Consider the following 26372-nt stretch of genomic DNA (forward strand, 5'->3'; position numbering starts at 1 on the left):
ATGAACGGCGCCCAATCCCTGATCCGCACGCTCGTCGACTGCGGCGTCGAAGTGTGCTTCGCCAACCCCGGCACTTCGGAGATGCACTTCGTGGCCGCGCTCGATTCGGTGCCGGAGATGCGCGGCGTGCCGGCGCTGTTCGAGGGCGTCGCCACCGGCGCGGCCGACGGGTACGCGCGGATCGCCGGCAAACCCGCGGCCACCTTGCTGCACCTCGGTCCGGGTCTGGGCAATGGCCTTGCGAACCTGCACAACGCACGGCGCGCGGCGGCCCCGATCGTCAACGTGGTCGGTGACCACGCCACCTACCACGCGCGGTATGACGCGCCGCTGGAGTCGGACATCGACTCGCTGACCGGCTGGCTCGACGGCTGGACACGACGTTCCGGGCACCCCAGGGACGTCGGCGCGGACGCGGCCGCCGCGGTCGCCGCCGCGCAGGACGCTCCCGGCCGGATCGCCACGCTCGTGCTGCCCGCGGACGTGTCCTGGGGCGAGGGCGGCGAGACCTGCGCGCCGATCCCTCCGAGGGTGCCGCACGCAGTGGACTCGACCACGGTGCAGGCGATCGCGGACGTCCTGCGCGGTGGCGAGCCGGTCGCGCTGCTGATCGGCGGCGATGCCTGCCGCGCAGCGGGATTGCGGGCGACCAGCCGGATCGCCGAGGCGACCGGGGCCAAGGCGTTCACGGAAACGTTCCCGGCGCGGATCGAACGCGGGGCCGGGCTGCCACACGTCGAACGGCTCGGCTATCTGGCCGAACAAGCGAGGTACCAGCTCGACGGAGTGCGGCACCTGATCGTCGCCGGCGCGAAGGCACCGGTGTCGTTCTTCGCCTACCCCGGGATGCCGAGCGAGCTGGCCCCGGACGGCGCGCGGGTGCACATGCTCGCGGCGCCGGGCCAGGACGTGGCCGCCGCGCTCGGCGAGGTCGCCGCGCTGGTCGCCGCGGACACCGAACCGGTGGTGCAGCAGGCGGCCCGGCCGGACCTGCCGAGCGGACCGCTCAGCCCGCAGAACTGGGTCGACGTGATCGGCGCGCTGCTCCCGGAAGACGCGATCGTCGTCGACGAGACCAACACCTCGGGCGTGCTGCTGCCAGCGGGCACCGCCGGCGCGCCACGCCACGACGTGCTGACACTCACCGGCGGAGCGATCGGCTTCGGCATGCCGGTGGCCATCGGCGCCGCCATCGCCGCGCCCCAGCGGCCGGTGATCAACCTGGAGGCAGACGGCAGCGCGATGTACACGATCTCGGCGCTGTGGACGCAGGCCCGCGAGAACCTCGACGTCACCACCGTCGTGCTCAACAACAACGCCTACGCGATCCTGCGCATGGAGCTGCAACGCGTCGGCGCGGCCGGCGACGGCCCGCGTGCCAAGGACCTGCTCGACCTCGGACGGCCGGACTTGGACTTCGTGAAGATCGCCGAGGGCATGGGCGTACCGGCCACCCGCGCGACGACCGCCGAGGAACTCGCCGAGCAGTTCCGCCGCGCGGTCGCCGAACCAGGCCCGCACTTGATCGACGCGGCGGTACCGCCCTTGGTCTGACCTCAGATATACATCTCAGGCTCGGTCGAAAAATCACCAGCCAGAAACCACGCTATTGGATCCTGCTATCATTTCGCGAGTGCTTGGTTCTCATTTTGACAGGTCGACAGCAGCAGCGAAAGGCCTCGACACACTCTGCAGTGTTGACAATCTGCTAACACGTGTGCGCGAAGTGTGCCAATTGGAATGGTCCCGTCGCGGGCACTCAGACGTAGACATTCGCGAGCAGGAAACAGAAGTCGATGGAAGGCAGCTCTTATACCTACGAGTATCCTACGTCGACGGGACTTTCACCGACCATGCATATGTAGGCATACTCGATGGCAATGTCGATCTGACTGCGCTTCAGCGCTTCCATGAAATCTTCGAGGAAGATTATGGAAGTCACGGATCTCGCGATCTTGTCTACCGCGGGCCGACACCTCAAGCCGAGATCCTCAAGAAATCGCAAGAACTCAGACTTCAGGTTCGGTCCTTCGAAAACTATCAAGCACTCCTCTGGAACTTCAACGGTTACATCCGAACACAGTCCGCTCGAATATTCCGCGACGGAGCTTATCAGATTGCCGACTACGTTGACAAACGATGGGCACCACTTTCAGGCCGGTCTGCAGAGAAGTCATTGGCTGCCGAGCAAATATTCAAATGGCTCGAGTCAAGTGGCCCAAGATTTGTCCTGGTACTAGGGGATTTCGGGACAGGAAAAACGTTCCTCCTGCGTGCTCTTACCCACAATCTGGCACGCCATAATTCTCTAATTCCGGTACTGGTAACCATGCGAGACCTGGAAAAAGGTAGATCACTAGACGAGCTCCTTGCACAACACATGGCGAGATACCGACCAGACGAGCCATTTCATGCCAGTTCATTTCGCTACCTACTCCGAGAGGGAAGGGTCGTACTTCTTCTCGACGGATTCGACGAGCTCGCACAGCGACCTACTTATGAGCGGGTAAAGCAGCACTTTGAGATGCTGCGCCAAGCTGCTGAGGGCTCCGCAAAAATAGTCATGACCAGTCGGCATCAACACTTCGCCACCGACTCCGACGTACTTAACGAGGTTGGACGAAGTGCCCGCAGCTTGCCCGGCGCACGAGTCATACGACTTACACCGCTTGACGACAACCAGCGTCGAAAGCTTATCGAACAGTCCATGGCCGAACAGGAGGCCGACTACTTTATTCGCGAACTTTCAGCGATTCCCAACCTACTCGAGCTAACTACAAATCCGCGCATGCTTACCTTTGTCATGGCCCGGAGAAATGCACTGCCGCGCCTTGCTGAGGCAACCCCAGCCGATCGACCAATGAATGCCGGGAGACTTTACGAGACACTACTCGACGACTGGCTCGAACACGAAACATCCAGGCAAACCGCTCCAGGAGCCGCCGATCCGCTATCCGTAGGCCATCGAGCAGAGGCGCTGCGCGACCTGGCGATGCGACTATGGCACACGAACCGATCCAGTGTTCCGCTCGAAGAACTCGGCGAAGTAGCAGAAAGTATATCGGAGCTTGCAACATGGCAAGTGCAAGCAGGTGAAGCAACTCATGCAGTCGGCTCGGGAACAGTTCTTATACGCACTGAGAAGGATGAGTTTTCCTTCATCCATCAGTCTGTTCTCGAATACTATGTCGCGGATGCACTACGTATGGCGCTGCACGGAACGACCCGAAACGAGCCCGACGAACTCCTCTCAAACTATACGTTATCACCACTGATGGCGCAATTTTTGTGCGATCTGGCAAGTGAACCTTCCAGCGCTTGGGCCAAGCGAACCGCCGTTCGAGATATGCAACTCGGTCCGAACGCCAAAGCAAATGCCGCCCTCCTACTCCAACAGTTTCGATATGGGTCGCTACCGCAACCAGCCAACTACTCCCGACAAGATCTCAGCGGACTAGACCTGTCCCATATCGACCTGACTAACGCGAACCTTATGCACGCAAATCTCGCTGGCGCAGTTTTACCTCAATCTATGAAAGGAAGCAATCTCGATCAGGCAAATCTCTCCGGCGCAGAAATGGTCGGAGCAAACCTGGCCGGCGCTAGTCTCCGAGGTACAGACTTGACCGGTGCGCGAATGCTCGGGGCCAACTTAAGTGAAGCCGACCTCTGCGGCGCAATCTTCGATCGAGCAGTACTACTCGGCGCGGTCGTGGACCGCCATCAACTCGATGAGGCAAGCACTGCAGGTGCAGCGCTACCTCAAAGCAAGCTATCCGCCCAGATCAGTCAATTCTCTGCAGCCAAAGCAGTAGCCGCGTTCGCGCATCGACAACTAGTGGCGACCGGCCACGAAGATGGCACCATCAGGCGCTGGGACGCCTGCACTGGGAGACAGTTGACCACACTGCAGGCGCACGTCGGCCCGGTCCTCGCTCTACTGGCGGCATCCGATGACAGCTGGCTTGCCTCGGCAGGCGACGACGGCGCAGTTCGAATCTGGAATCCGGCGTCCGGTACTCATCTCAGTGAGCTTGCCGGGCACAGCGGCCCAGTGCAATTTCTCGCGTGCCCGACCGACGAAAACTGGCTTGCGTCAGCCAACCGTGATTCCGCTATCAACATCTGGGATCCAGTACACGGCGCACTGCTGGGTGAACTGGACCACAATCAAGGAGGGGTACGGTCGCTTACCGTCGCATCCGACGGCTCCTGGTTAGCCGCGCTCGACGGCAAGCATACTGTGCGAATATGGGACCCATCATCTGGAGAGTTACTTGGCACGCTCCGTTGCAAAAATTTCTCCAACCCTGTGGTGGCACTAGCCACCAAACCAGGACGATCATCACTGATCATGTCCCTTCAAAATGGTGATATCGAGCTAAGAGACCCGCTCAATGGACGACTTGAGCACAACCTCACTAGTGCGCAAAAGAATGTGACGCAAGCGCTAGCGGTTAGCCCAAACGGAGATTGGCTCATTTCATTCTATGAATCCGGGTCGATTCGAATGTGGAACCTGAATACGCGCGAAGTCGCGGAAGCAGCACCTTACGCGCCGATTATTGTCTCTGTAGCTGTCGGCCCGGCCGGCGACTGGATCGCTGCCATAGACAAGGGGGGCGCTGCATTCCTCTGGGATCCAAACACAGGGACCCAGTCACGAATGTTCCAAAAGAGCACCGCCGGGATTCAAGCCCTCACTGTCACCTCAGCAGAAGGCCTGCTAGCGGTAGCCGATTCCGACGGCACGACCCGGCTCTGGAAACCGCGCTGGGGCACGGAGCCATTAATGCTTCACCGACGTACGACTTCAGTTTTGGCCCTGGCTGTCGATCCGGCCGGGCAGTGGCTTGCTGGCGCCGGTACGGACAGCACCATCACCGTCTGGACGATGGCCACCGGCCGCGTTAGCCGAATATTGAACGGCCATCGTGACTGGGTACGCGCGCTCGTAGCCGATCCATCCGGACGATGGCTAGCCTCCGCCGGCGACGACGGGTCAGTTCGCTTCTGGGATCCGAATACAGGTAGATGTCGCGACGTACTGGAACCGACACGAAGCTGGATTCATACGTTGGCAGTCGACCCGGACGGAAAATGGCTTGCATGCGCAGGACCGGACAGCGAGGTTATCATCTGGGAAACCCGCGCTTTTCCATTGTCAAGGCGCCCAATCCGGATCATTTCCGGCGGCACCCGTGCTCTGACAGCCATACCAGGAACCGAATGGTTGGCATCGGCCAGTTCAGAAGGAACAATTGATGTCTGGAACATCTACGCTGGTAGCCGGATCTGGGAGCTCAAGGGGCATATCAGCACCGCCAACACTCTCACAGCGTCAGCCAGCGGAAGATGGCTCGCCTCGGGTGGCACAGACAACACGGTGCGCATTTGGGATCTTCACACAGGCCGAATTTGCCACACCCTTCGTGAACACGCTGGCTCAATCAATGCGCTGGCGTTCGGACCATCTGACGACTGGCTCGCCTCTGGCAGCTCCGACGACACTGTCCGCATCTGGAGTCCCCAGACGGGACAGCTCATGGAAACCTCAGTAGGAGACCAAAACGGCTGGGCTACACTTACCCCAGACGGCAGCTTCGAAGTTGTTGGCTCTCCAGCAAATCTTTGGTGGACAGCTGGGCTATGTCGATTTGACGCAGACGAGGTCCACGAGATCGCCAAACACTTGCCACATCGGCGGCTGCTCGGGAGGAGTAGGCACGTATGACCGAGACCCCGGAAATTATCCAACGATTGGATGGACCAACCAAAGCCGCGCTACGTTGGGCATGGTCCGTATCCATGAACCGAGCAAAACCAACAACTACGATCGACTCGATGGATCTATTGGCCGGGATCATGCTAGGCGACCTTCGAGGCAACCCTGTGAGGCAACTTCTTGACCATTTCTCCATCTCGCTAGGGTCCGTTCTCAGCAAAGAGTTTGAGGTGAAGCTGAGCTCCGACAAGCTATTCTCAACGATGAACTCATTGCCCATCGATAAATTGCCGTCACTCGACAAAGAGACGACAGAAATTTTTACCAAGCTTGACCATTTCGGGAAAGATGGGGCAAGTGTTCGCACTTCAACACGAGAATTGTTTGGCGCCATCTTGGCACAGCCGGAGACCAAGGCTTGTCGTGCTATCCGACGACAACTGGGGGCTCGCGGAATTAATCCGGATCGAATACTTGCCTCATATCCCCACTACCTCGCCGGCCGAGAGACATATCCGGAGCATCTTCGCAGCAACTTTCCCGATCGCAAAGTACCACTCGTCCTCCCCGGGTATCACGCCGATCGTGTGCACCCTGCTGTCGCGTCTTCAAGCGACATTGTCGGCGACCTGATTGGCATAGATGCCGAAATCGAATCGTTCGCGCAGTTGTTTACCACGACGACCCTAGATCCACCACTGGCCGTTGGCCTGTTCGGCGACTGGGGAACGGGAAAGAGCTTCTTTATTCAGGAACTTCAGCGCAGTATCGAACGATTGACAACACAGGCAAGGGTCCCTGTCGAAAGGGGGCAGGATACCCCTTTTCTTCGAAACGTTGCACAGATTGAATTCAACGCCTGGCAATATGTTGATGACAACATCCTCGCCAGCCTGCTGGAACACATTTTCCGAAACTTGCGCATCAAGAATGACGACGAAGATGACCTCCTTGCCGAACGGCAAAAATATTGGATTCGCAAAATTGAACACGTCGAGGCCAGAAAGAATTCCTGCAAGCAAGAGCGCGTACTCTTAAATGAGAAGCGTATGGCAGCAGCAGATCGAGTCGCCGAAAGAAAGCTGGCCAAGGATCGCGCTGGACTAGAACTTGAACAACGTCGACACGAAGATCCGTTGTCGAATTGGCGAGTAAAGGAAGATCTCCTTCAAATTAGAGAATTACTTGACAAATCTGGATTCTCGCCAACATCGACCGCCGCATCAGAACTAGCCAACGAGCTACGTGACGCACGAAAATCGATGGAAGGAATCCGCGCGGTCCTTCTTCCGATCAGTTCTACCAATTTTCGTTACTTGTTCACGGTCGTACTATTGATGGCGATAGTCCCCACTAGTGCTATCCTTATCTCCTCAATCAGTAAAGAATGGTTGATCAACCTGTCCACAACGGGCACAGGCGTTCTAGTTGCTATTAGCGGCTACCTACGTTTCGCAAAAAAATTGGCCAGAAAAGCGTGCGAGGGTATCCATGTGGCGCAGGAAAGGCTATCAGAATTAGAAGAAGAGTCCCGCGCCAAGCTTACCGCTGAGATCAAGGAGGCCGCTCAACGGCTGGCGGACCTCGAACTCGCCTACGTCAATGCGTTAAACCAGGAAGAAGAACTCGCGAGAGAAATAGAGAACCTCGAGAACTCCTTGATTCAAGAGACGCCGAATCGCGTTCTACAAGACTTTATATCCGGCAGAATTCATAGTGACGACTACCGCAGTCGGCTGGGAATACCCGCACTCGTTCGACGCGACTTGGAGCGGCTTTCTCGACTTGTTGCCGAGCATCGGCGAACCGTGACCTCAGAGGTAGATGAGCTTGCAATAGAACGAATTGTTCTTTACATAGACGACTTGGATCGTTGCACCCCCGACGTAGTCGTCAAGCTCCTCGAAACAGTACATCTTCTGCTTTCATTTCCGCTATTCATTGTTGTTGTGGCTGTCGATTATGAGTGGCTCAAATCCTCGCTTGAATCTTATTACGACCAGTTTCACGGCGGTAAATCGAGGCCAGTAGACTACCTGGACAAGATCTTCCAGATACCATACTGGATTCCTGCAATCAGGCAGGAATCGGCTCGACGAATGACTCGTAGACTGCTGACCAAACCGGAACCAGGCGATAGCGCCCACGAAACCTACGCGTATGAGGAAGGTCCCGCAACAGAAGGGAGCTTACGTGAGTTTAGAAATGTAGTAATGTCGTTCAATAGAGACGATATGATCGAGCCACATCAATCTTCAGCAAAAACGATGGAGTTCACCGGAAAGGAGGTGAAGCAAGCGGAGTGGGTAGCTACGATTGCCGGGCGCACTCCACGTTCGATCAAGAAATTTGCGAATATCTTGCGGATCGTTCTGGCCACAGGAAGGATGCGCGGATGGCGCGTTCCGCCGGAGGGTCAATTGATCGTGCTCTCCGCTCTTCAAGTCGGTCTTCCGACCGTAGCCGAGTACGTTATGTCCCAATCGAAACGAGCGACCGAACCCCTTCATCTTATCGATATCCCTTTGCCGAAAAAAGGAATATCAGCCGAAGCGGACCGTGATTTTGACCTTTTCTCCACGTGGCTGAATGAATCGCCGAGTATGGCGAAGATTGACATGTCTGGATTAGACGAATGGGCTGAACACATCGCCCGATTCCGTTCACCGGCAGCAAGTCGATCCGACTGAGAGGTGGTCTGTCCTGGTAGGAAATAACGATCTGTGACCAGCCCGCACTTGATCGATGCGGCAGTGGCGCCGTTGCTCTGACCTAGGTGTACCAACCCGGGAGGTTGCGATCGTGGGGACGTGCGATCGGATGATCTTGGTGTGAGGGGGGGACCTCCGGGTTTGGTGTGGATCACCACAATCTGCACCATGCCACGGAGGTCCTGGTGTCACACCGTAATGCCCTGCTGAGTCCGACCGGCAGGTTGCGTCTGGCCCGTTGCGTCGTGGACGAGCAATGGCGCGCGGCGCGCGGCCGCGCAGCGTTTTCAGGTCTCGGTGAGCACGGCGAAACGCTGGGCCGATCGCTATCGCCAGGACGGTGCAGCCGGCATGCTCGACCGGTCCTCACGCCCGCGCCACAGTCCAGACGCACCCCTGTCCGGACCGAGCGCCGGATCATCAAAGTCCGCGTACTGCGAAGGTGAGGGCCGGGCCGGATCGCGTATTTCCTGCACCTGGCACCCTCAACGGTGCATCGCGTGCTGGCCCGCTACCGCCTGCCCCTGCTGGCTCATCTCGACCGAGCCACGGGACGGCCGGCCCGTGGCTACGAATACCTCGCCCCCGGCGAGCTGGTCCACGTGGACATCAAGAAGCCGGGCAACATCCCCAACGGCGGCGGACACCGTGTCACTGGACGGCAAGCAGGACAGCGGCATCGCACCCGCACACCTGGCAAGACGCTCGACGCAGGCGGCAACAGCCATGTCGGATACAGGCATCTGCACAACGCCGTGGAGGACGACTCTCGGCTGGCCTATTCCGAAATCCTGCCCGACAAGAGGAAAGAGACCGCGGTCGCGTTCCGGCGGCGAGCCCGGATCTTCTTCACCTCCCGAGGAATCACCGTCCAGCGGGTTCTGACCGACAACGGCTCATGCTACATGTCCCGCCTCTGGCGCGAAGCCCTCACCGAGGCCGGGATCACCCACAAACGCACCCGCCCCTACCGACCCCAGACCAACGGAAAGTAGAGCGGGTCAACCGCACCTTGCTCGATGAATGGGCCTACGCGGGGGCCTATCAATCCGAAAACGAACGACGCGAAGCATTCCCAGGCTGGCTGCACACCTACAATCACCACGCGGCCACACCACACTCTGCGGCCACCCACCCGCCAACCGCGTTCCCAACCTCTCAGGCCAGTACACCTAGGCACGGGCTCTGCGCTCAGACCCCGACCAGCTCCCGCGCCCGCGCGCGAGGTACCACCAGGGTGAGCGCCAGTCCGCCGAGAGCGGCCACCGCGGCCACGGTGAAGGCGACGCGGAACCCGGTCAGCGACGGCACGGTCAGGGCGCCCGCCGTCACGGTCAGGTGAGCGAGCAGGGTCGCCATCACCGCGCTGGCGGTGGACGTGCCGACTGCGCGCATGAGCGCGTTGAGACCGTTGGCGGACGCGGTTTCGGTGATCGGCACCGCGCTCATGATCAGCGCGGGCATGGCCGCGTACGCGATGCCGACCCCGGCGCCGATGATCACCGAAGCGACGACGAGTTCGAACACGTTGTCCATCAACAGGATCGCGAAGAGGTAGCCGAGGGCGATCACGACGGTGCCGGTGATCAGGGTGGTCCGCGCGCCGTAGCGGTTGGTCAGCCGCGCGGAGACCGGCGACAGCAGCATCATGACCAGCCCGTTGGGCGCCAGGCACAAGCCCGCCTGGACCATGGTCAGGCCGAAGCCGTACCCGGTCGAGGAAGGTGCCTGCAGCAGTTGCGGGAACGACAAAGCCATGGCGTACATGGCGAATCCGGCCAGGATCGAGGCCAGGTTCGTGAACAGCACCGGTCGCCGGACCGATACCCGGAGATCGACCAGTGGTTCTCGCCGGCGCAGCTGGTACCGGCCCCAGCTCGCGAACACGACCAGCGCCGCCGCCGCGAAACCGAGCGTCGCCGGGCTGCCCCAGCCCCATTCACCGCCCTTCACGATCGGCAGCAGCATGCAGGTGAGCCCGACGATCAGCCCGAACGCACCGAGGTAATCGAACGGTCCGGGCGCACGCACCGGTGATTCCGGCACGTAACGCAGAATCAGCAGCGCACAACCGAGCCCGAGCCCGGCCGAACCCCAGAAGAGCACATGCCAGTCGGCGTGCTCCGCGACGACCGCCGCGAGCGGGAGCCCGATCGCGCTGCCGACTCCGAGCGTGGCGCTCATCAGCGAGATCGCACCGCTGACGCGTTCGGCGGGCAGTTCGTCCCGCATGATGCTGATGCCGAGCGGGATCACTCCCATCGCGCAGCCTTGCAGCCCCCGGCCGAGCACCATCAGCATGAGCGAACTGGTGAGCGCCGACAGGACCGAACCGGCCACCAGCACGGCAAGACTGGCCAGCAGCACACGCCGTTTGCCGTAGAGATCGCCGAGCCGCCCGCTGACCGGCGTGATGACCGCGCCGGCGAGAAGGGTGACCGTGACGACCCAGGACGCGTCGGTCGGCGTGGTCGCCAGCAGCCGAGGAAAGGCCGGGATCAGCGGAACGACCAGCGTCTGCATGAACGACGCGACCAGCCCGCACGAGGCGAGCACCACAACGATCGCCCGGCCACCAGCCTGTGCCACTGCTCCCCCTGCCCGGTCGTTCCAATCCGTACGCGGTACTGAAACGCACGTTACCGGGCGAGCAACCCGAACCGGCGGGTTCGTGACCCATCAGACCCTCCGGATACGCCGGACTGGGCCGAACGGAGCAGCCGGGCCAGAACGGTCGGGTCAGAGCGGTCAGGTCAGCGGCCAGATCACAGCCATGTCCGGACACCGCCGTGACCGGAGCAGGTTCCCGAGCGGTGCTGGCTGTAGCTGTAGCTGCCGTCCTTGCACAGCGCGGTCGCACCGGACGAACTCGACGACGGGCGGTGCACGCAGATGCCGGACGAATTCCGGTAATAGTCGTCACCGCACGCGGCCGGCTGTGCCGGGGCTGCGACGTCGGGGGTTTTTGGCTTCGTCGCAGCGACTTTCGGCGCAGTGGTTCTCGGAGCGGCGACTTTCGGCGCAGCCGTTTTCACCGTGGTTTCCGGCGCGGCAGCCACCGACGTCGCAGGCACGGCTGGGCTGCTCGAAACCACCGACGACTCCGGCACGCTGGTCACAGACGACGGCGCCGAAGACGTTGGATAGCCGCTCGTGGACAACGTCGTCCCGGTATTCCCTACCGGTGCCGGGCCGGCTCCGCATCCGGCGAGCAACACGCCCGCAGCCAGTGCAATCCCCAGTCTCCGCAGCATTCCTGCCTCCTCGCATAATGCAACGCCCAGGAGTAGTCGAGCGGTGACCGGATTCCGTTACACCCGTTGCCGATTAAACCGATCCTCGGAGAACCTGTTGCCTGGCAACGAATAAGGCCGGTCAGTGAACCAGGCGAACTTCGTCAAGGAAACTGGGGCGGGATCATCAGCATGGACCGGACGGCGTCGTGATGGCCCTGCGAAAGATCGACGACGGAGACCGCAACCGAGCCGAAATCCGCTACCTGCGCGACGACTCCGCCAACCGCCGCAGCAAAGAGCAGGAATGAAAACGGGGCCGCTCCGGCGAACAGAGCGGCCCCGTCCCGTCAAGCGTTATTCGTAGATCTCCCCCTTCGCCGCCTTCTCCACCAGCGAAGCCGGCGGCTCGAAGTGGCTGCCATAGCGGACGGCCAGCTCCCGCGCGCGGTCGACAAAACCCTGCAGGCCGCCGGAATACTGGTTGATGTACTGGATCACGCCACCGGTCCACGCGGGGAAGCCGATACCGAAGATGGAGCCGATGTTCGCGTCGGCGATCGAGGTCAGCACGCCCTCGTCGAAGCATTTCACGGTTTCCAGGGCTTCGGCGAAGAGCATCCGCTCCTTGAGATCCTCGAACGGAACGTCGCCGGTGCCGGACTTGAACGCGTCACGCAGGCCGGGCCACAGGCCGGTGCGCTTGCCGTTCTCGTCGTATTCGTAGAAGCCCGAGCCGGTGCTGCGGCCCTTGCGGTCGTACTCGTCGAGCATCCGGTCGATCACGGCTTCCGACGCGTGCGGCGTCCAGGTGCCGCCCACGGCCTCGACCGCGGCCCGGGTTTCGGCCCGGATCTTGCGCGGCAGGGTCAGCGTCAGCTCGTCCATCAGCTGCAGCGGCGGCGCCGGGTAGCCGGCCTGCGAACCGGCCTGCTCGATCGTCGCGGGCTCCACGCCTTCGCCCAGCGCGGCGACGGCTTCGTTGATGAACGTGCCGATCACCCGCGAGGTGAAGAAGCCGCGGCTGTCGTTGACCACGATCGGGGTCTTGCGGATCTGCAGCGTGTAGTCGAAGACCTTGGCCAGCGTGGCCGGCGACGTCTTCTCCCCGCAGATGATCTCGACCAGCGGCATCTTGTCCACCGGCGAGAAGAAGTGGATCCCGATGAAGTCCTCGGTCCGCTGCACGCCCTCGGCGAGGGTGGTGATCGGCAGCGTGGAGGTGTTCGAGCCGAGCACGGCGTCGGCGTTGACGACGCCCTCGATCTCGGCGAACACCTTGTGCTTCAGCTCAACGCTCTCGAACACCGCCTCGATCACGAAGTCGACGCCCTTGAGGTCGGCCGCGTCGCCGGTCGGGGTGATCCGGCCGAGCAGCTCGTCCGACTTCTCCTGCGTCGTCTTGCCGCGGGAGAGCGCCTTTTCCTCCAGCTTGACCGCGTAACCCTTGCCCTTTTCGGCGGCTTCCCGCGAGACGTCCTTGAGGACCACCTCGATGCCCGCCTTCGCGGACACGTACGCGATCGCGGCACCCATCATCCCGGCGCCGAGCACGCCCACCTTCTTCGCGGTGTACTTCTCGAACCCGTCCGGACGCGAACCGCCGGAATTGATCGTCTGCAGGTCGAAGAAGAACGCCTTGGTCATGTTCTTCGAGACCTGCCCGGTGGCCAGATGCACGAAGTAGCGCGTCTCGACCGTGATCGCGGTGTCGAAGTCCACTTGGGACCCTTCGATCGCCGCGGCCAGGATCGCCCGCGGGGCGGGCATCGGCGCGCCCTTGAGCTGCTTGCGCAGATTCGCCGGGAACGCCGGCAGGTTCGCCGCGAAACCCGGGTTCGACGGAGTGCCGCCCGGGATCTTGTACCCCTTGACGTCCCAGGGCTGCACGCCGCCTTCGGGGTTGGCCTTGATCCACGCCTTGGCGGCGGGCACCAGCTCCTCGACGGTATTCACGACCTCGTGCACCAGGCCCAGCTCCAGCGCCTTGCGCGGCTTGTGCCGCTGGCCCTGCAGCAACACGTTCAGCAGCGCGTTCTGGATGCCGAGCAGCCGCACGGTGCGGACCACGCCGCCGCCACCGGGCAACAGGCCGAGGGTGACCTCGGGCAGGCCGATCTGGCTGCCCTTGGCGTCGGCCGCGATCCGGTGGTGGGTGGCCAGCGCGATCTCCAGGCCGCCGCCAAGCGCGGCGCCGTTGATGGCCGCGACGACCGGCTTGCCGAGCTGCTCCAGCCGGCGGAGCCGGTTCTTCATCTCGCCGCTCGACGCGGTGATGTCCGCGGCGTCCTCGGGCTGGGCCTGGATCAGGTCGCGCAGATCGCCGCCGGCGAAGAAGGTCTTCTTCGCGGAGGTGACCACCACACCGGTGATGTCGTCCTTCTCCGCTTCGAGCCGGTCGACGATCACGCCGAGTGATTCGCGGAACGCGGCGTTCATCGTGTTGGCGGACTGGCCGGGATCGTCCAGGGTCAGCGTGACGATGCCGTCGGCGTCGGAATCCCAGCGAATGGTCTTGCTCTCAGCCATTTCTTCCCTCACACCCGCTCGATGATCGTCGCCACGCCCATGCCGCCGCCGATGCACAGCGTCACCAGCGCACGCCGCGCGTTCCGGCGCTCCAGCTCGTCCACCACGGTGCCGACCAGCATCGCGCCGGTCGCGCCGAGCGGGTGGCCCATGGCGATCGCGCCGCCGTTGACGTTGATCTTCTCGTCCGGCAGGTCCAGGTCCCTCTGCCACTTCAGCACGACGGAGGCGAACGCCTCGTTGAGTTCCCACAGGTCGATGTCGTCCACGGTCAGGCCCGCGGTCTTGAGCACCTTCCGGGTGGCCGGGGTCGGGCCGGTGAGCATGATCGTGGGCTCCGAGCCGATGGCCGCCGTGGCCACGATGCGTGCCCGCGGCGTGAGGCCGAAGGTCTTGCCCGCCTGCTCGCTGCCGACCAGCACCACCGCGGCGCCGTCGACGATGCCGGAGGAGTTGCCGCCGGTGTGCACGTGGTCGATCTTCTCGACCTGGTGGTACTTCTGCAGGGCGACCGCGTCGAAGCCGCCCATCTCACCGATCGCGGTGAACGCCGGCTTCAGCTTCCCCAAGCCCTCCACCGTGCTGCCCGGACGGCGATGCTCGTCGTGGTCGAGGATGGTGACGCCGTTGAGGTCCTTCACCGGCACCACGGACTTCGCGAAGTAGCCGCCGGACCAGGCCGCCTCGGCCTTCTCCTGGGAACGGACCGCGAACCGGTCGACGTCCTCGCGGGAGAAGCCCTCCATGGTGGCGATCAGGTCCGCGCCGATGCCCTGCGGCACGATGTACTGGTCGTAGGCGGTGGCCGGGTCCATGAACAGCGCGCCGCCGTCGGAGCCCATCGGCACCCGCGACATCGACTCCACCCCGCCCGCGATGACCAGCTGATCCCAGCCGGAACGCACCTTCTGCGCGGCGGTGTTCGTGGCTTCCAGCCCGGACGCGCAGAACCGGTTGAGCTGCACCCCGGCCACCGTCTCGGGCAGGCCGGACACCAGTGCGGCGGTCCGCGCGATGTCCGCGCCCTGCTCGCCGACCGGGGACACGACGCCGAGCACGATGTCGTCGATCGCCTTCGGATCGAGATTCGGGTGGCGGACCTTGAGCTCTTCGATCAGGCCGGCCACCAGGTCGACCGGCTTGGTGCCGTGCAGGGCACCGCCCTTGTTCTTGCCCCGGGGCGTGCGCAACGCCTCGTAGATGTAGGCCTCGCTACTCACTGAACACTCCTCCGCGAAGCGGCGTGGTTGGACACTGCGGTGTATCTCCCCGCTGAGCATACCCGCCAGTAGGTGCTAATGGCCATTAACATAGGACCAGGGAACCCCATGGTGTCAATGGTTTGCTCCCGTTCCAAATACGGCTATGGTCGGTTCACCATGAGTACCCAGCCCGCTCGCGCTTCGCGGCCTCGCGACCGCAAGGCCCAGCTCGCCGCGGTGGCAGCCGGGCTGTTCCGCGTGCGTGGCTTCCACGGCGTCTCGGTCATCGACATCGCCACTGAGGCAGGTATCACAGGACCCGCGCTGTACCGGCATTTCGCGGACAAGCAGACGATCCTGGCCTACGTCGTACTGGGCGGGATCGACGAGATGGAAGCGGTCACCAGCGCTTCGCTGGCCTGCTCCGAGGTGCCGTCCGAGCAGCTGAGCACCTTGCTCACCGGCATGGCGACACACGGCGTCGAACGCCGGGAGATCGCCGCGCTGTGGCGCTGGGAAGGACCGCATCTACCGCGCGAAGAGCGTCGTGAGATCCGCCGCCGGTCGAGCGCGGTGCTCGACGCGTGGACGAAGCTGCTGCTCAGGCTGCGCCCGGAACTGACCACCGACAACGCCGAGTTCTTGTGCTGGGCCGCGTTGTCGGTATTCGGGAGCGTCGCCGTGCACCACACATCGGTGGCTCGCAAACGCTTCGTGTCACTACTCGCCGAACTGGCCCGCGATGTGCTCGATGCCACACTCCCCGAGAGCGCTCCGGTGACCACGATCACCCCCGGGCTGGGCACGCCGTCACGCCGGGAGCAGATCCTCACCGCGGCGACGTCGCTGTTCGGCGAACGCGGTTTCCACGCGGTGAGCATGGAGGACATCGGCGCGGCCGCGGGAATCGCCGGCCCGAGCGTTTACCGTCACTTCCCGAGCAAGGCGGCGCTGATGGGGGCGATCGGCCATCGAGCGGCGGACCGGCTGGCACTGGCCGCCGAGCAGGCGCTACAGGCCCCGGACGAGACGACGGCACTGCGGCAGCTGGCCGCGTCGTACGTGCGAACGCTGCTGCGTACCCCCGAAATGCTGGTTTCGTTCACCGAGGGCCGAGTCGCGGTCCCGGATCGCGACAAGGCCGATCTCCTTCGTGTGCAACGAGATTACGTCGCGCAGTGGGTCGCCCTGTTGACCGCGGCACAGCCGGGCCTGCCCGCCCGCGAGGCGAAGATCCGGGTGCACGCGGCGCTGACGATCGCGAACGATCTGAGCCGGACGCGGCCGGTGAACGGACGGCCAGGGCTCGAAGCCGAGCTGACGGCGCTGCTGGAAACCGCGCTCGGGCTCAGCTGAGCCCCGGCTCACCCGGGTGACCGGCGGCCGAAGATCCACCGGTTCGCCTCCAGCGCGTCGCTCGGCAGCGGCCGTGGACCCGCCCCGTACTGGGAGGTGAAGTGGAACGGCGTGCGCACCTGCATGGCCCAGCCGCGATCCATCAGGTCGGCAGCGGATTCCGGACGCGGTTCGTAGTCGAACAGGCCCAGGAGATCGAGGCCGATGCGCTCGCGCGCGTGCCGGTAGATCGGGCTGTGCTGCACCACCGGGCGCTCCGGGGTCAGCTTGATCTCGTACCCCAGCACCGAGCCGGGTGCGGACAGCTGGTGCACGGCGTCGAACAGCCTGCGCTCGGCGTCGCCCGGCAAGTACAGCAGCAAACCCTCCACCAGCCATGCCGTGCGCAGCGCCGGGTCGAAACCGTTCTTCTGCAACGGCTTCGCCCACTCGTCACGCAGGTCGACGGCGATCGTCGCACGTTCGGCGACCGGCTGCGCGGCCATGCCGTCGAGGACCCACTGCTTGTGGACGAGGATTTCGGCGCGGTCAAGTTCGAAGAAGCGGCAGCCGGGCGGCCAGCCGAGCCGGAAAGCGCGCGTGTCGAGACCGGCGCCGAGCAGCACGATCTGCCGGATCCCGTCGCGCACGGCGCGCAGCAGGAAATCGTCGAGCACGCGAGTGCGCAGGCCGAAGTAGTGCGCGAGCCGGCCCCACAGCGGGTCGGCGTCGCCGTCGGGCACCTCTGCCCAGCTCACCGGCCATCCGGCGGCGATGTCGTCGGCTCGGACGAACGCTTCGGCGAACCGGTCGCAAGCCAGCGCGTCGGGGCGGGTGCCCTCGATCGCCCTCGCCGCGGCGACCATCAGTGCCGTGCGGCCGACGGGGGAAACGGGCACCGGGCTCAGCCGACGAGATGATCGCCGGTGATTCCGGTCTTTTCCGGATGGTAGTAATCGCGAATGGATCCGTTCCACACCGACACTTCGATGCGGTCCTGATCGTCCGGGCCGAATGCGTCGAACAACGCGTCGATGTTGTCGGGTGCGAAACCGATCGCGAGCATCAACTCGGTGAACAGCTCGTGCTCGACCAGCCCGTCCCCGTCCGGGTCGCCGAGCGTCGAGAGTGCGTCGGCGAACTCGACGATCGTGCCCTCGAACTTCTCCGGCGACAGCACGCAGGCCGCGAACTCCTCGTAACTCACGCGGCCATCACGGTTGGCGTCGAGCTCGTGGCGCAGGGTCTCCCAGTAGCGGGAGAAGGCCGCGCGCATGGCGCGTCTCGGCGCGTCACCGGCGGCTTCGGCAGCGGCGGCGGCGTCCACCCGCTCGGCCATCAACGAGAAGTCCCGCGCCTCCAGAAATCCGTTCCGATCGACGTCGAAGAGTTCGAAAATCAGCTTGATACGGTCGACGGCGGTGGTCATGTATCGCGCACCTTTCACCGGAAGAAATGGCCCGAAGCAGTTTCGCGCGGACGCCGAGAAGCCCGAAACCGCTTTCACTCCAAAGTGTGGAAAAACGGTTTCCGGAAGAATTCACCGGGGCGCACGAGCCATTCGGCCAACCGGGGACACCACCCCTCACCCACCGCGACCGGACGGTCCGCGCTGGCGCAGGACACCGTCGAGCGTTAACCTACTCACCAGTAGGTAGTCGACGGAGAGGGCGACATGGCTGCGCCAAGGAAACGCGACGCGATGGGCATCGGCCTGGCCGCGCTCACCCGGCTGGCGGGGAGCCGGGTGTTCGTCCGGGCCGGGCTGCGCGAGCCGCTGCAGAGCCTGGTCAAGGCGGGCACCCGCACCGGCTTCCGAGCGGCCGGGGCGGCGACCCGGTCGTTCACCTCGGCTCGACGGCTGAACAGCCCGGCCCGGCTGGCCCCGGCCGCGGACGGCCGGCTGTTCGACGTCACACCAAGCGAAGAGCAGCAGCTCATCGCGGATACGGTGCGCGAGTTCGCGGCCGAGCAGCTGCGTCCGGCCGCGGCGGAGGCGGACGCGAAGCTCGACGCCCCCGAAGGTCTGCTGAGCCGGGCGTCAGAGCTGGGCATCAGCCTGGTCGGGATCCCCGAGGAGCTGGGTGGCGCGGGCACCGAACGGTCCGTGGTCACCAACGCGCTGGTCGCCGAAGCGCTCGGGCATGGCGATCTCGGGCTCGCGGTCGCGGTGCTGGCGCCATCCGCGGTCAGCACCGCGCTGGTCGCCTGGGGCGACGAGCAGCAGCAAGCCGACTACGTACCAGCATTCACCGGCGAGCACGCGCCGGCCGCCGCGCTCGCACTGCTGGAGCGCGCGCCGCTGTTCGACCCGTTCAAGCCCGCCACGAAAGCCAAGCGCACGCCGAAGGGCTACCTGCTCGACGGCGTGAAGTCCCTTGTACCGCGGGCCGCGCAGGCGGAGTTGTTCCTCGCCTCAGCCGATCTGGAAGGCCGTGGACCAGCGCTGTTCCTGATCGAATCGGGCAACGCCGGCGTCACGATCGAGAGCGAACCGGCGATGGGGCTGCGCGGGGCGGCCACCGGGAAACTGCACCTGGAAAAGGTCGCGCTGCCCGCCGGTGCATTGCTCGGTGGCGGCAAGGCGGAGGTGTTCACCGAGGTGGTCCGGCTCTCCCGGCTCGGCTGGGCGGCGCTGGCCGCCGGCGTCGGCAAGGCCGTGCTGGACTACGTGGTGCCCTACGTGAACGAGCGGACCGCTTTCGGCGAGCCGGTCAGCCATCGGCAGGCGGTCGCGTTCTCGGTGGCCGACATCGCGATCGAGCTGGAGGGCCTGCGCCTGGTCACACTGCGCGCGGCGGCCCGTGCCGAGCAAGGCAAGGAGTACGTGCGGGAAGCCGCGCTAGCCCGCAAACTCGCCGCAGACAAGGGAATGCAGATCGGCAGCGCGGGCGTGCAGCTGCTCGGCGGGCACGGCTTCGTCAAGGAGCACCCGGTGGAACGCTGGTACCGCGATCTGCGAGCGATCGGCGTGATGGAAGGCGCCGTCCTTCTCTGAGGACTTCCGCGAAAGGGCTAGTTTATGATCAACCTCGAAGTTCCGAAGAAGGCCGGCGCGCTGATCAACCAGGCGTACCAGGCCGCGGCCGAAGTTTTCCGGCCGATCTCCCGCAAGTACGACCGCGCCGAACACAGCTATCCGTCCGAATTGGACATGTTCGCCGCGCTCCTGGACGGCCTGAACTCCTCCGGCGAAGGCGGCGCCGGCGCGGCCGGCGTCCGACGGTCCGAAAAGGACGAGAAAAAGGGAAACCGCAACGGCGGCAACCTGAACGTGGTACTCGGCACCATCGAGATGTGCTGGGGCGATGTCGGCTTGCTGCTTTCCATGCCGCGCCAGGGCCTCGGCAACGCGGCGATCAGCTCCGTCGCCACCGACGAGCAGCTGGAACGGTTCAAGGGCGTCTGGGCCGCGATGGCGATCACCGAACCCGGCTGCGGCTCGGACTCCGCCGCGATCACCACTACCGCCACTGTGGACGGTGACGACTACATCATCAATGGCGAGAAGATCTTCGTCACCTCCGGCGAACGCGCCGACGCCGTGGTCGTGTGGGCATCCCTGGACCGGAGCAAGGGGCGCGCCGCGATCAAGTCGTTCGTGGTGGAGAAAGGCACCCCCGGGTTCGAGGTTGTGCGGCTGGAACACAAGCTGGGCATCCGCGCGTCCGACACCGCCGTGCTACGTTTCGAGAACTGCCGTGTTCCTCGGGAAAACCTCCTGGGATCGCCGGAAATCGACACGGCCAAGGGATTCGCGGGGGTCATGCAGACCTTCGACAACACCCGGCCATTGGTCGCAGCAATGGCTATCGGCGTCACCCGCGCGGCACTGGAGGAGACCCGCCGGATTCTCACCGAAGCCGGGGTGCGGATCGACTACGATCGCCCGTCTCACACTCAACATGCTGCGGCTGCGGCGTTTCTGCAGCTGGAGTCCGATTATGAGGCGGCGTACCTGCTGACCTTGGAGTCGGCTTGGATGGCGGACAATCGCAAGCCGAACTCACTACAGGCTTCGATGGCGAAAGCCAAGGCCGGACGGACGGCGGTCGAGGTGACGTTGAAGTGCGTGGAGCTGGCCGGGGGGTACGGGTATACGGAGGAGTCGCTGCTAGAGAAGTGGGCTCGGGACGCGAAGATTCTGGACATCTTCGAGGGGACGCAACAGATTCAGCAGCTCATCGTGGCTCGCCGGATCCTCGGGAAGACTTCGGCTGAGCTGAAGTAGTTGTGGCGTAACGGAAGCCCACTCGTTCGCTGACCCCTACCGGAACTCTGCGATCAGGTTCGATTACACCGTCGAACTTTGTCCGTCTACATGCGACTGATCGGCATTCTTGTTCCTACACCTGAAGATCCGCCGAGACCTCCCCCGCCCTCCGCTCCTCGTATCCGACCCAGTACAACGCCTCGTGGTGATGCCCTCGGTCGACATCCGCAACGGCCTTGTACAACCGTGCGTTGCCGAGACGGAACGCCAACCACACCGACGGCTTCGCGTCGTCCGGCGGCCGGCGGTCCATTACCACCTCGTGGGCCTCCCGTAGTGTCTTCGGCTCAGCCTTCCGCACGATCACTCCTCCCTGCACGAACCGTCAGCACCGTCAAGTAGTCCGCACAGTTGCCATAGGAAGATCACCTTTTCCGACCGGATTTCCTTGTCTGCCATGCTGAATCCCTTACTTCGCCTGTTATTTGGCGCCTTCTTCTGGCGGCTCTCCGCATCGTGCCGCCGTGGCGCCCAGTTCCCTCCGCAGCACGGCGATGGCATCCGCGAACGCCATGCCGAACCGGACTTCCACGCGGTCTGCGTACGTCAGCCCCCGGACACGAATCGACAGATCAGCCTTCACGTGGATCTGAACCGTGCCGCGCCCGCCACACCGCGCCTACGCCGCACGTCGGCTAGGTACCGCCCGCTTGTTCAAGCCAGCCGGCCGGACGAGGGTTTCAATGGTCACGCCTACCTCCCTGGTGCCCTGGCACCGGGCCTGCCCCGGCAACCTGACACCCAGAATCCGCCAAAACGCGGGACGTGATCACCACGTGGCAGGACATCTCGGGACGTCCCTGGTACCGTCGAAAACGTCCCTCCACGTCCCGATGGGTGCCGATGCCGAACGAACGCCTGCGTGACGCGCTACTGCGCAACGGCCTGACGTTGGAACAGGTCGCCAAGGCTGTCGGCGTCGATCAGAAAACCGTCGAGCGCTGGATCACCAAGAACCGGACGCCCTACCCCAAGCACCGGCACAAGATCGCCGCCATGGCACGCGAGTCAGAGACCTACCTGTGGCCGGACTCCATCGCCCCAGAACGCAAGGCCGAGACGGCCGCCGCTGAACTGGTGCAGGTCTTCCCACACCGCAACGCCGTCCCCGTCGAGCTGTGGGACCGGCTGATCAAGGAAGCATCGGAGACCGTCGAAATCCTGGTCCACGCAGCGTTGTTCCTGGTGGAACGCCCCCGGTTCACCAAGGACTTGACCGCTAAAGCAGCGGCCGGCGCTCGAATCCGCCTCGTGTTCGGAGACCCCGAGAGTTCCAGCGTCGCGCTGCGCGGCGAGGAAGAACAGCTCGGCGACGGGACGCTCGCGGCACGTATCCGCAACGCGCTGACGTCCTACCGGCCACTGGTCGGAGTCGACGGCGTGGAGATGCGGTTCCACAACACGACGCTCTACAACTCGATCTTCCGGTTCGACGACGAGATGATCATCAACACGCACGTGTACGGGTTCCAGGGAGCCCACGCCCCGTCTCTCCACTTGCGGAGACTGTCCGCTGGGGACCTCTTCGAGACGTACTCGGAGAGCTTCGAGTCAGTCTGGAACCTCGCCAAGCCGGCCACCTTCTAGGAAGCAGCATGACCCGAGTCGACTACTACAACGACCCGAACGCACCCAAGGCGAACAGCATCGCCGTAGCGGTCTCAGCCTTCATCCAGGAGGACGAAGGCCGGATCCTCATGATCAGGCGCACGGACAACGACCTGTACTCCATCCCAGGCGGTCAACTGGAACTCGGCGAGACTCTAGCCGAGACAGCAATTCGGGAAGTCCGCGAAGAGACCGGCATAGAATGCGAGGTCATCGACGTGATCGGCCTCTACTCCAACCCCAACCACGTAATTGCCTACAATGACGGCGAGGTCCGCCAAGAGTTCTCGATTTGCTTCCGCGCCATCGCGGTAGGCGGCAGCTTGCGCACCAGCAGCGAGAGCAAGGAAGTCCTGTGGGTCGATTCGTCAAATTTGGGAAATCTAAGTATTCACAAGTCAATACTATTACGACTTAAGCATGCCCTTGAAAAGCGTCCAAGTCCATATTTCACGTAAGCATAGCGGCAGCACACGGAATGCAATACCAAAATTTCGATTCCAAACGCGGACACGGTCCCGTTCACTGCTATGAGCGTCCAACGCGAGCAAGTTCCCGGAGTTACGGCATCAGCGCGGCTATCCTCTTCATCATTTCATCAAGATACCCGAGGGTGTCATTAATACCGGGTTCATAATCTTCCGGGTGCGCACACTCGTTTCGCTTGGCTAGCAGCCCTTGCAGTGCCTTCGTCATAGAGTTAGTGATCAAACCCTGCTTCTTCAGTACATCAAAAATTGTATGGTCTTTTTGCTCACGAAAATCGGCAGCCTGCTTGATATTCCAAGAAGGATAGTTCGCCTGTATTAACATGAGACGCGCCGGGTCGGCCGCGATCCATTCGTGAACAAAATCCATTAAGGCAGCAAATGAGGTGACGTGCGCAGATCGATAGAGCCCGTGCTCTGCGCATTGAAGTGCCTCGCGAAACAACTTGTCTTGCTTGATGCTTAACTTAGCCAACTTCTCGTATGACTCAGTCACCGTCATCACACGATGCGTTGAAGTCTCACGAATTGCAAGAAGCTTGCTTAAATCGGCCTGTGCGCTTGCCGCCCAATCGGCGACCTCACGTGGCGTCCTAGGAGCTGCCATCCATCAAGCCTTTCAGGTGCTTCGCCATTGCCGCGAAGAAGGCGTCGTAGACGGCAGCATCACTTGTGGCGTCAACAGACAAGGCGATGTTCACGTTGATGACGACAGCACCGCCAGAATTGTCGCGATGCCGTCGACGAGGAGCGTCTCCTTTCGGGTTTGAGTCGTCACCATCGTCGCCATCGTCATCCTGGCCATCGTCCCCCGTGGCAGTAAATTCACCAAACTTGCATAGTACTTTGAATGTCCGAACAACCAGCCTTGACTTATCCTCATCAAAGTCAGAATGGCTTTTGACAAAAGTTACGAGATCCGAATCTGAATGGTTGTTAGCGTCGGGATATGTATCAAACATCGGCTTGTAAGCCTGCATTATTGCCTTGCTAACCAAGACGCGTCCCTGAGATCCGCCGCGGAGCCCCTTCTTATACACCTCGGTTGGTTGACCAGAGGAGTCAAGTAGTCCCGCGTACTTTAGCGCAGCAGGAAAACTACGCGCATGCGACGAGCCAAAGCCAATAGACTTGGGATATTCGGATGAGATCTTTTCGGGTGCGCCGACTGTCTGAAGCTTCTTAATGAACTCTTCCAGCTTGCCCGGGGAGTAACTGAAGGTGAATTGGATCGATGCCATGGACACATCCTATGAGTTGAGATCCGTAACTATTTCTGCCGAATTTGGCTCTATGGGATCAAGGGCGCGCCGCCGGTGGCGGCGCGCCTGTCGCCTATGTAGCCCCTCGCCTGGGCGGCCGCATCCTCTTCCGACACGGCTGGCTGCCGCTCCGCTTCGCCCGCCGGCCGGGCGGTGCGGCCGCCAGCGGGTCACCTGGCGCAGCGCCGCGCGGCGGTGGCACACGGGTCCCCAGAGCCAACGTTGGCCTCCCTCTGCGAGCGGCTGTGCCATACAGGTCGTTCGTGACTCGATCTCCGTTACGCACCGTCGTAAGGGACCTCCATCCCGACGCCTGATCGTGACAACGGCCGGTAGCACCGCGTCAAGACGGCGAAGCGTGTCTTGACCCGGCACCACCGGCCGCGTGCTGGCTTCGTATCGGGATGCAGGGGTAGGTGTGGCTGGTCCGCCAGGCCGTCTCCAGGCCATCAGAGGCCGGGGAGAGGCGACAGACGACGAGAACTAGCGAGACGCATCAGTGCAGCTCAGAGACGGTTTCACCCAAGATCACGAGGTCGACGAAATTTAGCTGAGAGATCCTGGACATCTTCGAGGGCACGCAGCAGATCCAGCAGCTGATCGTCGCTCGCGGATCCTCGGAAAGACGTCGGCTGAGCTGAAGTAGCCTTCGCAGTAACGGAAAGCATCAGTCGATACGTTCCTCCGCCGCCAGGATCTCCGCCAACGTCGCGTCGTTGACCTCCCGCTGCGACTCCAGCGCTCGTGCCAGCCGCGTGGTTTCCTCGGTCAACAGGACCAGCGAGTCCGCCTGCGACAACGCCGCCTCATCCAGCCTCTCGATCAGATCCTCGTACAACGCCGCCTGCGCATCCGCAAGGAAGGCACCCATACCATGGTGCGAGCAATAGATCACCGGTGGAGCGTCCTTCATCCGATACTGGGTGAAGGCTCCCGAAGGCACCAAGCGGGGCGCAGCCCCGTCCGGCAGGATGCGGACGCGGATGGTGCGGGACATGACCATCAGATCAGCGATGAACCGCAACTGCCGACACATCACGTCATCATCGGTGAACACGCTGCGCAGCAACGCATCCCCGATGAAGAATTCCACCTGCACCGGATCCACACCGAACAGGACATCCCGCCGCCTCAGCCGCGCCGCCACCACCTGTTCCAGGACCCCGGGGTCCGGCTGTTCACTCGCACAGGCGAACCGCGCGTAATCGGCGATCTGTAGTAGATCTGGCACCAGCAACGGAGCCCACACCACCAGCCCGGTTGCCGCACGCTCGTGCGCGGTCAGTGTGGCGAAATGCGCCGGGCTGGACTGCGTGCCCGGCGTGAACCACCCCGGCCCCAAGGCCCCGCTCGCCAGGGACAAGATCAGCTCCTTCGTGTCCCCGATCGCCCCCAGCGCCCCCAGAATCGAAGACACGTCCTCCGTACTCGGGGCACGCTGCCCCAGCTCCCAGTTCGACAACAGCGCCGGACTCGTCCCGATCCGCCGTGCCAGCTCCCGCAGCCCAAACCGCGCATCCAACCGCGCGCTCCGCAACGTCGCCCCAAGCGCACGCACCCGTGGGCTCAACATTCCCGACCCCCTCGCCCGCCACTCACGCCGCCTTGCTCCCATCCGCCGACGCCCGCGCACGCGGGAAACGCAACCTCGATCACGGCGCCAAAGCAGTGCCCCTTGTCGACAGCCATGCTGAGTTCCCTTTGCTCGTATGGATTTCTTCGCGCTCAGTCGCGCTCTTCCGACCGCTGGTCGCCGAGTGGAGAGGAGCCGGTACGCGTGCGGTTCTGCGTCTCGCACCACTCGCCTAACTCGTTCGCTGCCGCGGCGAGGCTCCGCGCGAACCGCGCAGTGTCCAGCAGACCGCCGATCCGAGCCGGAACCTGGATCATGATCGCGGTTTCCTCGCCACCGGCCACCAGCCGCCGGACTCCCGGTGAAGGCGACACGACGGCAACGCCGTATCCGAGGACGGGCTGAATCACCATGTGAATACCCATGTGTGCGC

The 26372-nt window shown here is 63.2% G+C and carries 20 protein-coding genes and 1 pseudogene; 10 read left to right on the forward strand and 11 right to left on the reverse strand.

The window, feature by feature from the left end; translation table 11 throughout:
• The 4 genes and pseudogenes from D5S19_RS20710 (at position 1) to D5S19_RS20755 (ending at position 9612) form a co-directional block, all read left to right on the forward strand.
• Positions 1–1554 (forward strand): acetolactate synthase large subunit, encoded by a 1554-nt coding sequence (locus D5S19_RS20710; RefSeq protein ID WP_120025016.1) that lies wholly within the window; start codon positions 1–3, stop codon positions 1552–1554.
• Between the two features lie 79 nt (positions 1555–1633).
• Positions 1634–5734 (forward strand): NACHT and WD40 repeat domain-containing protein, encoded by a 4101-nt coding sequence (locus D5S19_RS31785; protein ID WP_407641772.1) that lies wholly within the window; start codon positions 1634–1636, stop codon positions 5732–5734.
• The gene (locus tag D5S19_RS20750; RefSeq protein ID WP_120025018.1) at positions 5731–8415 is read left to right on the forward strand and encodes a P-loop NTPase fold protein; all 2685 of its coding nucleotides are present in this window, start codon (positions 5731–5733) and stop codon (positions 8413–8415) included. Before D5S19_RS31785 ends, D5S19_RS20750 begins: the two co-directional genes overlap by 4 nt.
• A gap of 206 nt (positions 8416–8621) precedes the next feature.
• Positions 8622–9612: pseudogene (locus tag D5S19_RS20755) on the forward strand (IS481 family transposase).
• 15 nt (positions 9613–9627) lie between these two features.
• On the opposite strand, the gene D5S19_RS20760 reads toward D5S19_RS20755, so the two are convergent.
• Positions 9628–11025 carry an MFS transporter gene (locus tag D5S19_RS20760; RefSeq protein ID WP_120025019.1) on the reverse strand — a complete coding sequence of 466 codons (1398 nt, stop codon included), beginning with the start codon at positions 11023–11025 and terminating at the stop codon, positions 9628–9630.
• 176 nt (positions 11026–11201) lie between these two features.
• Positions 11202–11495 carry a DUF3761 domain-containing protein gene (locus D5S19_RS33835; protein ID WP_325050295.1) on the reverse strand — a complete coding sequence of 98 codons (294 nt, stop codon included), beginning with the start codon at positions 11493–11495 and terminating at the stop codon, positions 11202–11204.
• On the opposite strand from D5S19_RS33835, the gene D5S19_RS33840 reads away from it, so the two are divergent.
• A complete protein-coding gene (locus D5S19_RS33840) occupies positions 11431–11583 on the forward strand; it encodes a hypothetical protein (RefSeq protein WP_325050296.1) in 153 nt (50 codons plus the stop codon). The two genes, D5S19_RS33835 and D5S19_RS33840, sit on opposite strands and share 65 nt — an antisense overlap.
• Positions 11584–12026: 443 nt before the next feature.
• On the opposite strand, the gene D5S19_RS20770 is transcribed toward D5S19_RS33840, so the two are convergent.
• Positions 12027–14198 (reverse strand): 3-hydroxyacyl-CoA dehydrogenase NAD-binding domain-containing protein, encoded by a 2172-nt coding sequence (locus D5S19_RS20770; RefSeq protein ID WP_120025021.1) that lies wholly within the window; start codon positions 14196–14198, stop codon positions 12027–12029.
• Positions 14199–14206: 8 nt separating this feature from the next.
• Entirely contained in the window at positions 14207–15418 is a 1212-nt protein-coding gene (locus D5S19_RS20775) for an acetyl-CoA C-acetyltransferase (RefSeq protein ID WP_120025022.1), read from the reverse strand.
• Between the two features lie 159 nt (positions 15419–15577).
• Between D5S19_RS20775 and D5S19_RS20780 the strand changes: the two genes are divergently transcribed.
• Entirely contained in the window at positions 15578–16756 is a 1179-nt protein-coding gene (locus tag D5S19_RS20780) for a TetR/AcrR family transcriptional regulator (RefSeq protein WP_120025096.1), read from the forward strand.
• Positions 16757–16764: 8 nt separating this feature from the next.
• Here D5S19_RS20780 and D5S19_RS20785 read toward each other — a convergent pair whose 3' ends face one another.
• Positions 16765–17634: an SAM-dependent methyltransferase gene (locus D5S19_RS20785; RefSeq protein WP_233574063.1), complete on the reverse strand. Its 870-nt coding sequence runs from the start codon at positions 17632–17634 to the stop codon at positions 16765–16767.
• A gap of 5 nt (positions 17635–17639) precedes the next feature.
• The gene (locus D5S19_RS20790) at positions 17640–18164 is read right to left on the reverse strand and encodes an EF-hand domain-containing protein (protein WP_120025023.1); all 525 of its coding nucleotides are present in this window, start codon (positions 18162–18164) and stop codon (positions 17640–17642) included.
• A gap of 273 nt (positions 18165–18437) precedes the next feature.
• Here D5S19_RS20790 and D5S19_RS20795 point away from each other — a divergent pair, with 273 nt between their 5' ends.
• Both D5S19_RS20795 and D5S19_RS20800 read left to right on the forward strand, forming a co-directional pair.
• The gene (locus D5S19_RS20795; protein WP_120025024.1) at positions 18438–19733 is read left to right on the forward strand and encodes an acyl-CoA dehydrogenase family protein; all 1296 of its coding nucleotides are present in this window, start codon (positions 18438–18440) and stop codon (positions 19731–19733) included.
• Between the two features lie 24 nt (positions 19734–19757).
• On the forward strand, positions 19758–20966 hold the full coding sequence (locus D5S19_RS20800; RefSeq protein ID WP_120025025.1) for an acyl-CoA dehydrogenase family protein: 1209 nt from the start codon (positions 19758–19760) through the stop codon (positions 20964–20966).
• A gap of 115 nt (positions 20967–21081) precedes the next feature.
• On the opposite strand, the gene D5S19_RS20805 is transcribed toward D5S19_RS20800, so the two are convergent.
• A complete protein-coding gene (locus tag D5S19_RS20805; protein WP_120025026.1) occupies positions 21082–21315 on the reverse strand; it encodes an AMED_5909 family protein in 234 nt (77 codons plus the stop codon).
• A gap of 536 nt (positions 21316–21851) precedes the next feature.
• Here D5S19_RS20805 and D5S19_RS20810 point away from each other — a divergent pair.
• Entirely contained in the window at positions 21852–22595 is a 744-nt protein-coding gene (locus D5S19_RS20810; protein WP_120025027.1) for a DUF5919 domain-containing protein, read from the forward strand.
• 8 nt (positions 22596–22603) lie between these two features.
• On the forward strand, positions 22604–23074 hold the full coding sequence (locus D5S19_RS20815; RefSeq protein WP_120025028.1) for an NUDIX hydrolase: 471 nt from the start codon (positions 22604–22606) through the stop codon (positions 23072–23074).
• Between the two features lie 103 nt (positions 23075–23177).
• Here D5S19_RS20815 and D5S19_RS20820 read toward each other — a convergent pair whose 3' ends face one another.
• From D5S19_RS20820 to D5S19_RS20830, 4 genes are all read right to left on the reverse strand, one after another.
• Entirely contained in the window at positions 23178–23711 is a 534-nt protein-coding gene (locus D5S19_RS20820; RefSeq protein ID WP_147397475.1) for a hypothetical protein, read from the reverse strand.
• Entirely contained in the window at positions 23698–24345 is a 648-nt protein-coding gene (locus D5S19_RS31790; RefSeq protein WP_147397477.1) for a DUF5343 domain-containing protein, read from the reverse strand. The genes D5S19_RS20820 and D5S19_RS31790 overlap by 14 nt, the downstream gene beginning before the upstream one ends.
• 688 nt (positions 24346–25033) lie before the next feature.
• Positions 25034–25981, reverse strand: a complete 948-nt coding sequence (locus D5S19_RS20825; protein WP_120025030.1) for a helix-turn-helix domain-containing protein — start codon at positions 25979–25981, stop codon at positions 25034–25036.
• A 110-nt stretch (positions 25982–26091) separates the two neighbouring features.
• Entirely contained in the window at positions 26092–26352 is a 261-nt protein-coding gene (locus D5S19_RS20830) for a hypothetical protein (RefSeq protein ID WP_233574064.1), read from the reverse strand.
• Positions 26353–26372: the final 20 nt, after the last annotated feature.

Origin of the sequence: Amycolatopsis panacis (genome assembly GCF_003600245.1) — a bacterium.
Classification (GTDB): domain Bacteria; phylum Actinomycetota; class Actinomycetes; order Mycobacteriales; family Pseudonocardiaceae; genus Amycolatopsis; species Amycolatopsis sulphurea.

Excerpts from the sequence above, each read along its gene's own strand:
- D5S19_RS20710 (WP_120025016.1), top strand. The coding sequence starts at position 1 with ATGAACGGCGCCCAATCCCTGATCCGCACGCTCGTCGACTGCGGCGTC.
- D5S19_RS20750 (WP_120025018.1), top strand. The coding sequence starts at position 5,731 with ATGACCGAGACCCCGGAAATTATCCAACGATTGGATGGACCAACCAAA.
- D5S19_RS20770 (WP_120025021.1), bottom strand. The coding sequence starts at position 14,198 with ATGGCTGAGAGCAAGACCATTCGCTGGGATTCCGACGCCGACGGCATC.
- D5S19_RS20780 (WP_120025096.1), top strand. The coding sequence starts at position 15,578 with ATGAGTACCCAGCCCGCTCGCGCTTCGCGGCCTCGCGACCGCAAGGCC.
- D5S19_RS20790 (WP_120025023.1), bottom strand. The coding sequence starts at position 18,164 with ATGACCACCGCCGTCGACCGTATCAAGCTGATTTTCGAACTCTTCGAC.
- D5S19_RS20795 (WP_120025024.1), top strand. The coding sequence starts at position 18,438 with ATGGGCATCGGCCTGGCCGCGCTCACCCGGCTGGCGGGGAGCCGGGTG.
- D5S19_RS20800 (WP_120025025.1), top strand. The coding sequence starts at position 19,758 with ATGATCAACCTCGAAGTTCCGAAGAAGGCCGGCGCGCTGATCAACCAG.
- D5S19_RS20810 (WP_120025027.1), top strand. The coding sequence starts at position 21,852 with ATGCCGAACGAACGCCTGCGTGACGCGCTACTGCGCAACGGCCTGACG.
- D5S19_RS20815 (WP_120025028.1), top strand. The coding sequence starts at position 22,604 with ATGACCCGAGTCGACTACTACAACGACCCGAACGCACCCAAGGCGAAC.
- D5S19_RS20820 (WP_147397475.1), bottom strand. The coding sequence starts at position 23,711 with ATGGCAGCTCCTAGGACGCCACGTGAGGTCGCCGATTGGGCGGCAAGC.
- D5S19_RS31790 (WP_147397477.1), bottom strand. The coding sequence starts at position 24,345 with ATGGCATCGATCCAATTCACCTTCAGTTACTCCCCGGGCAAGCTGGAA.
- D5S19_RS20825 (WP_120025030.1), bottom strand. The coding sequence starts at position 25,981 with ATGGGAGCAAGGCGGCGTGAGTGGCGGGCGAGGGGGTCGGGAATGTTG.
- D5S19_RS20830 (WP_233574064.1), bottom strand. The coding sequence starts at position 26,352 with ATGGTGATTCAGCCCGTCCTCGGATACGGCGTTGCCGTCGTGTCGCCT.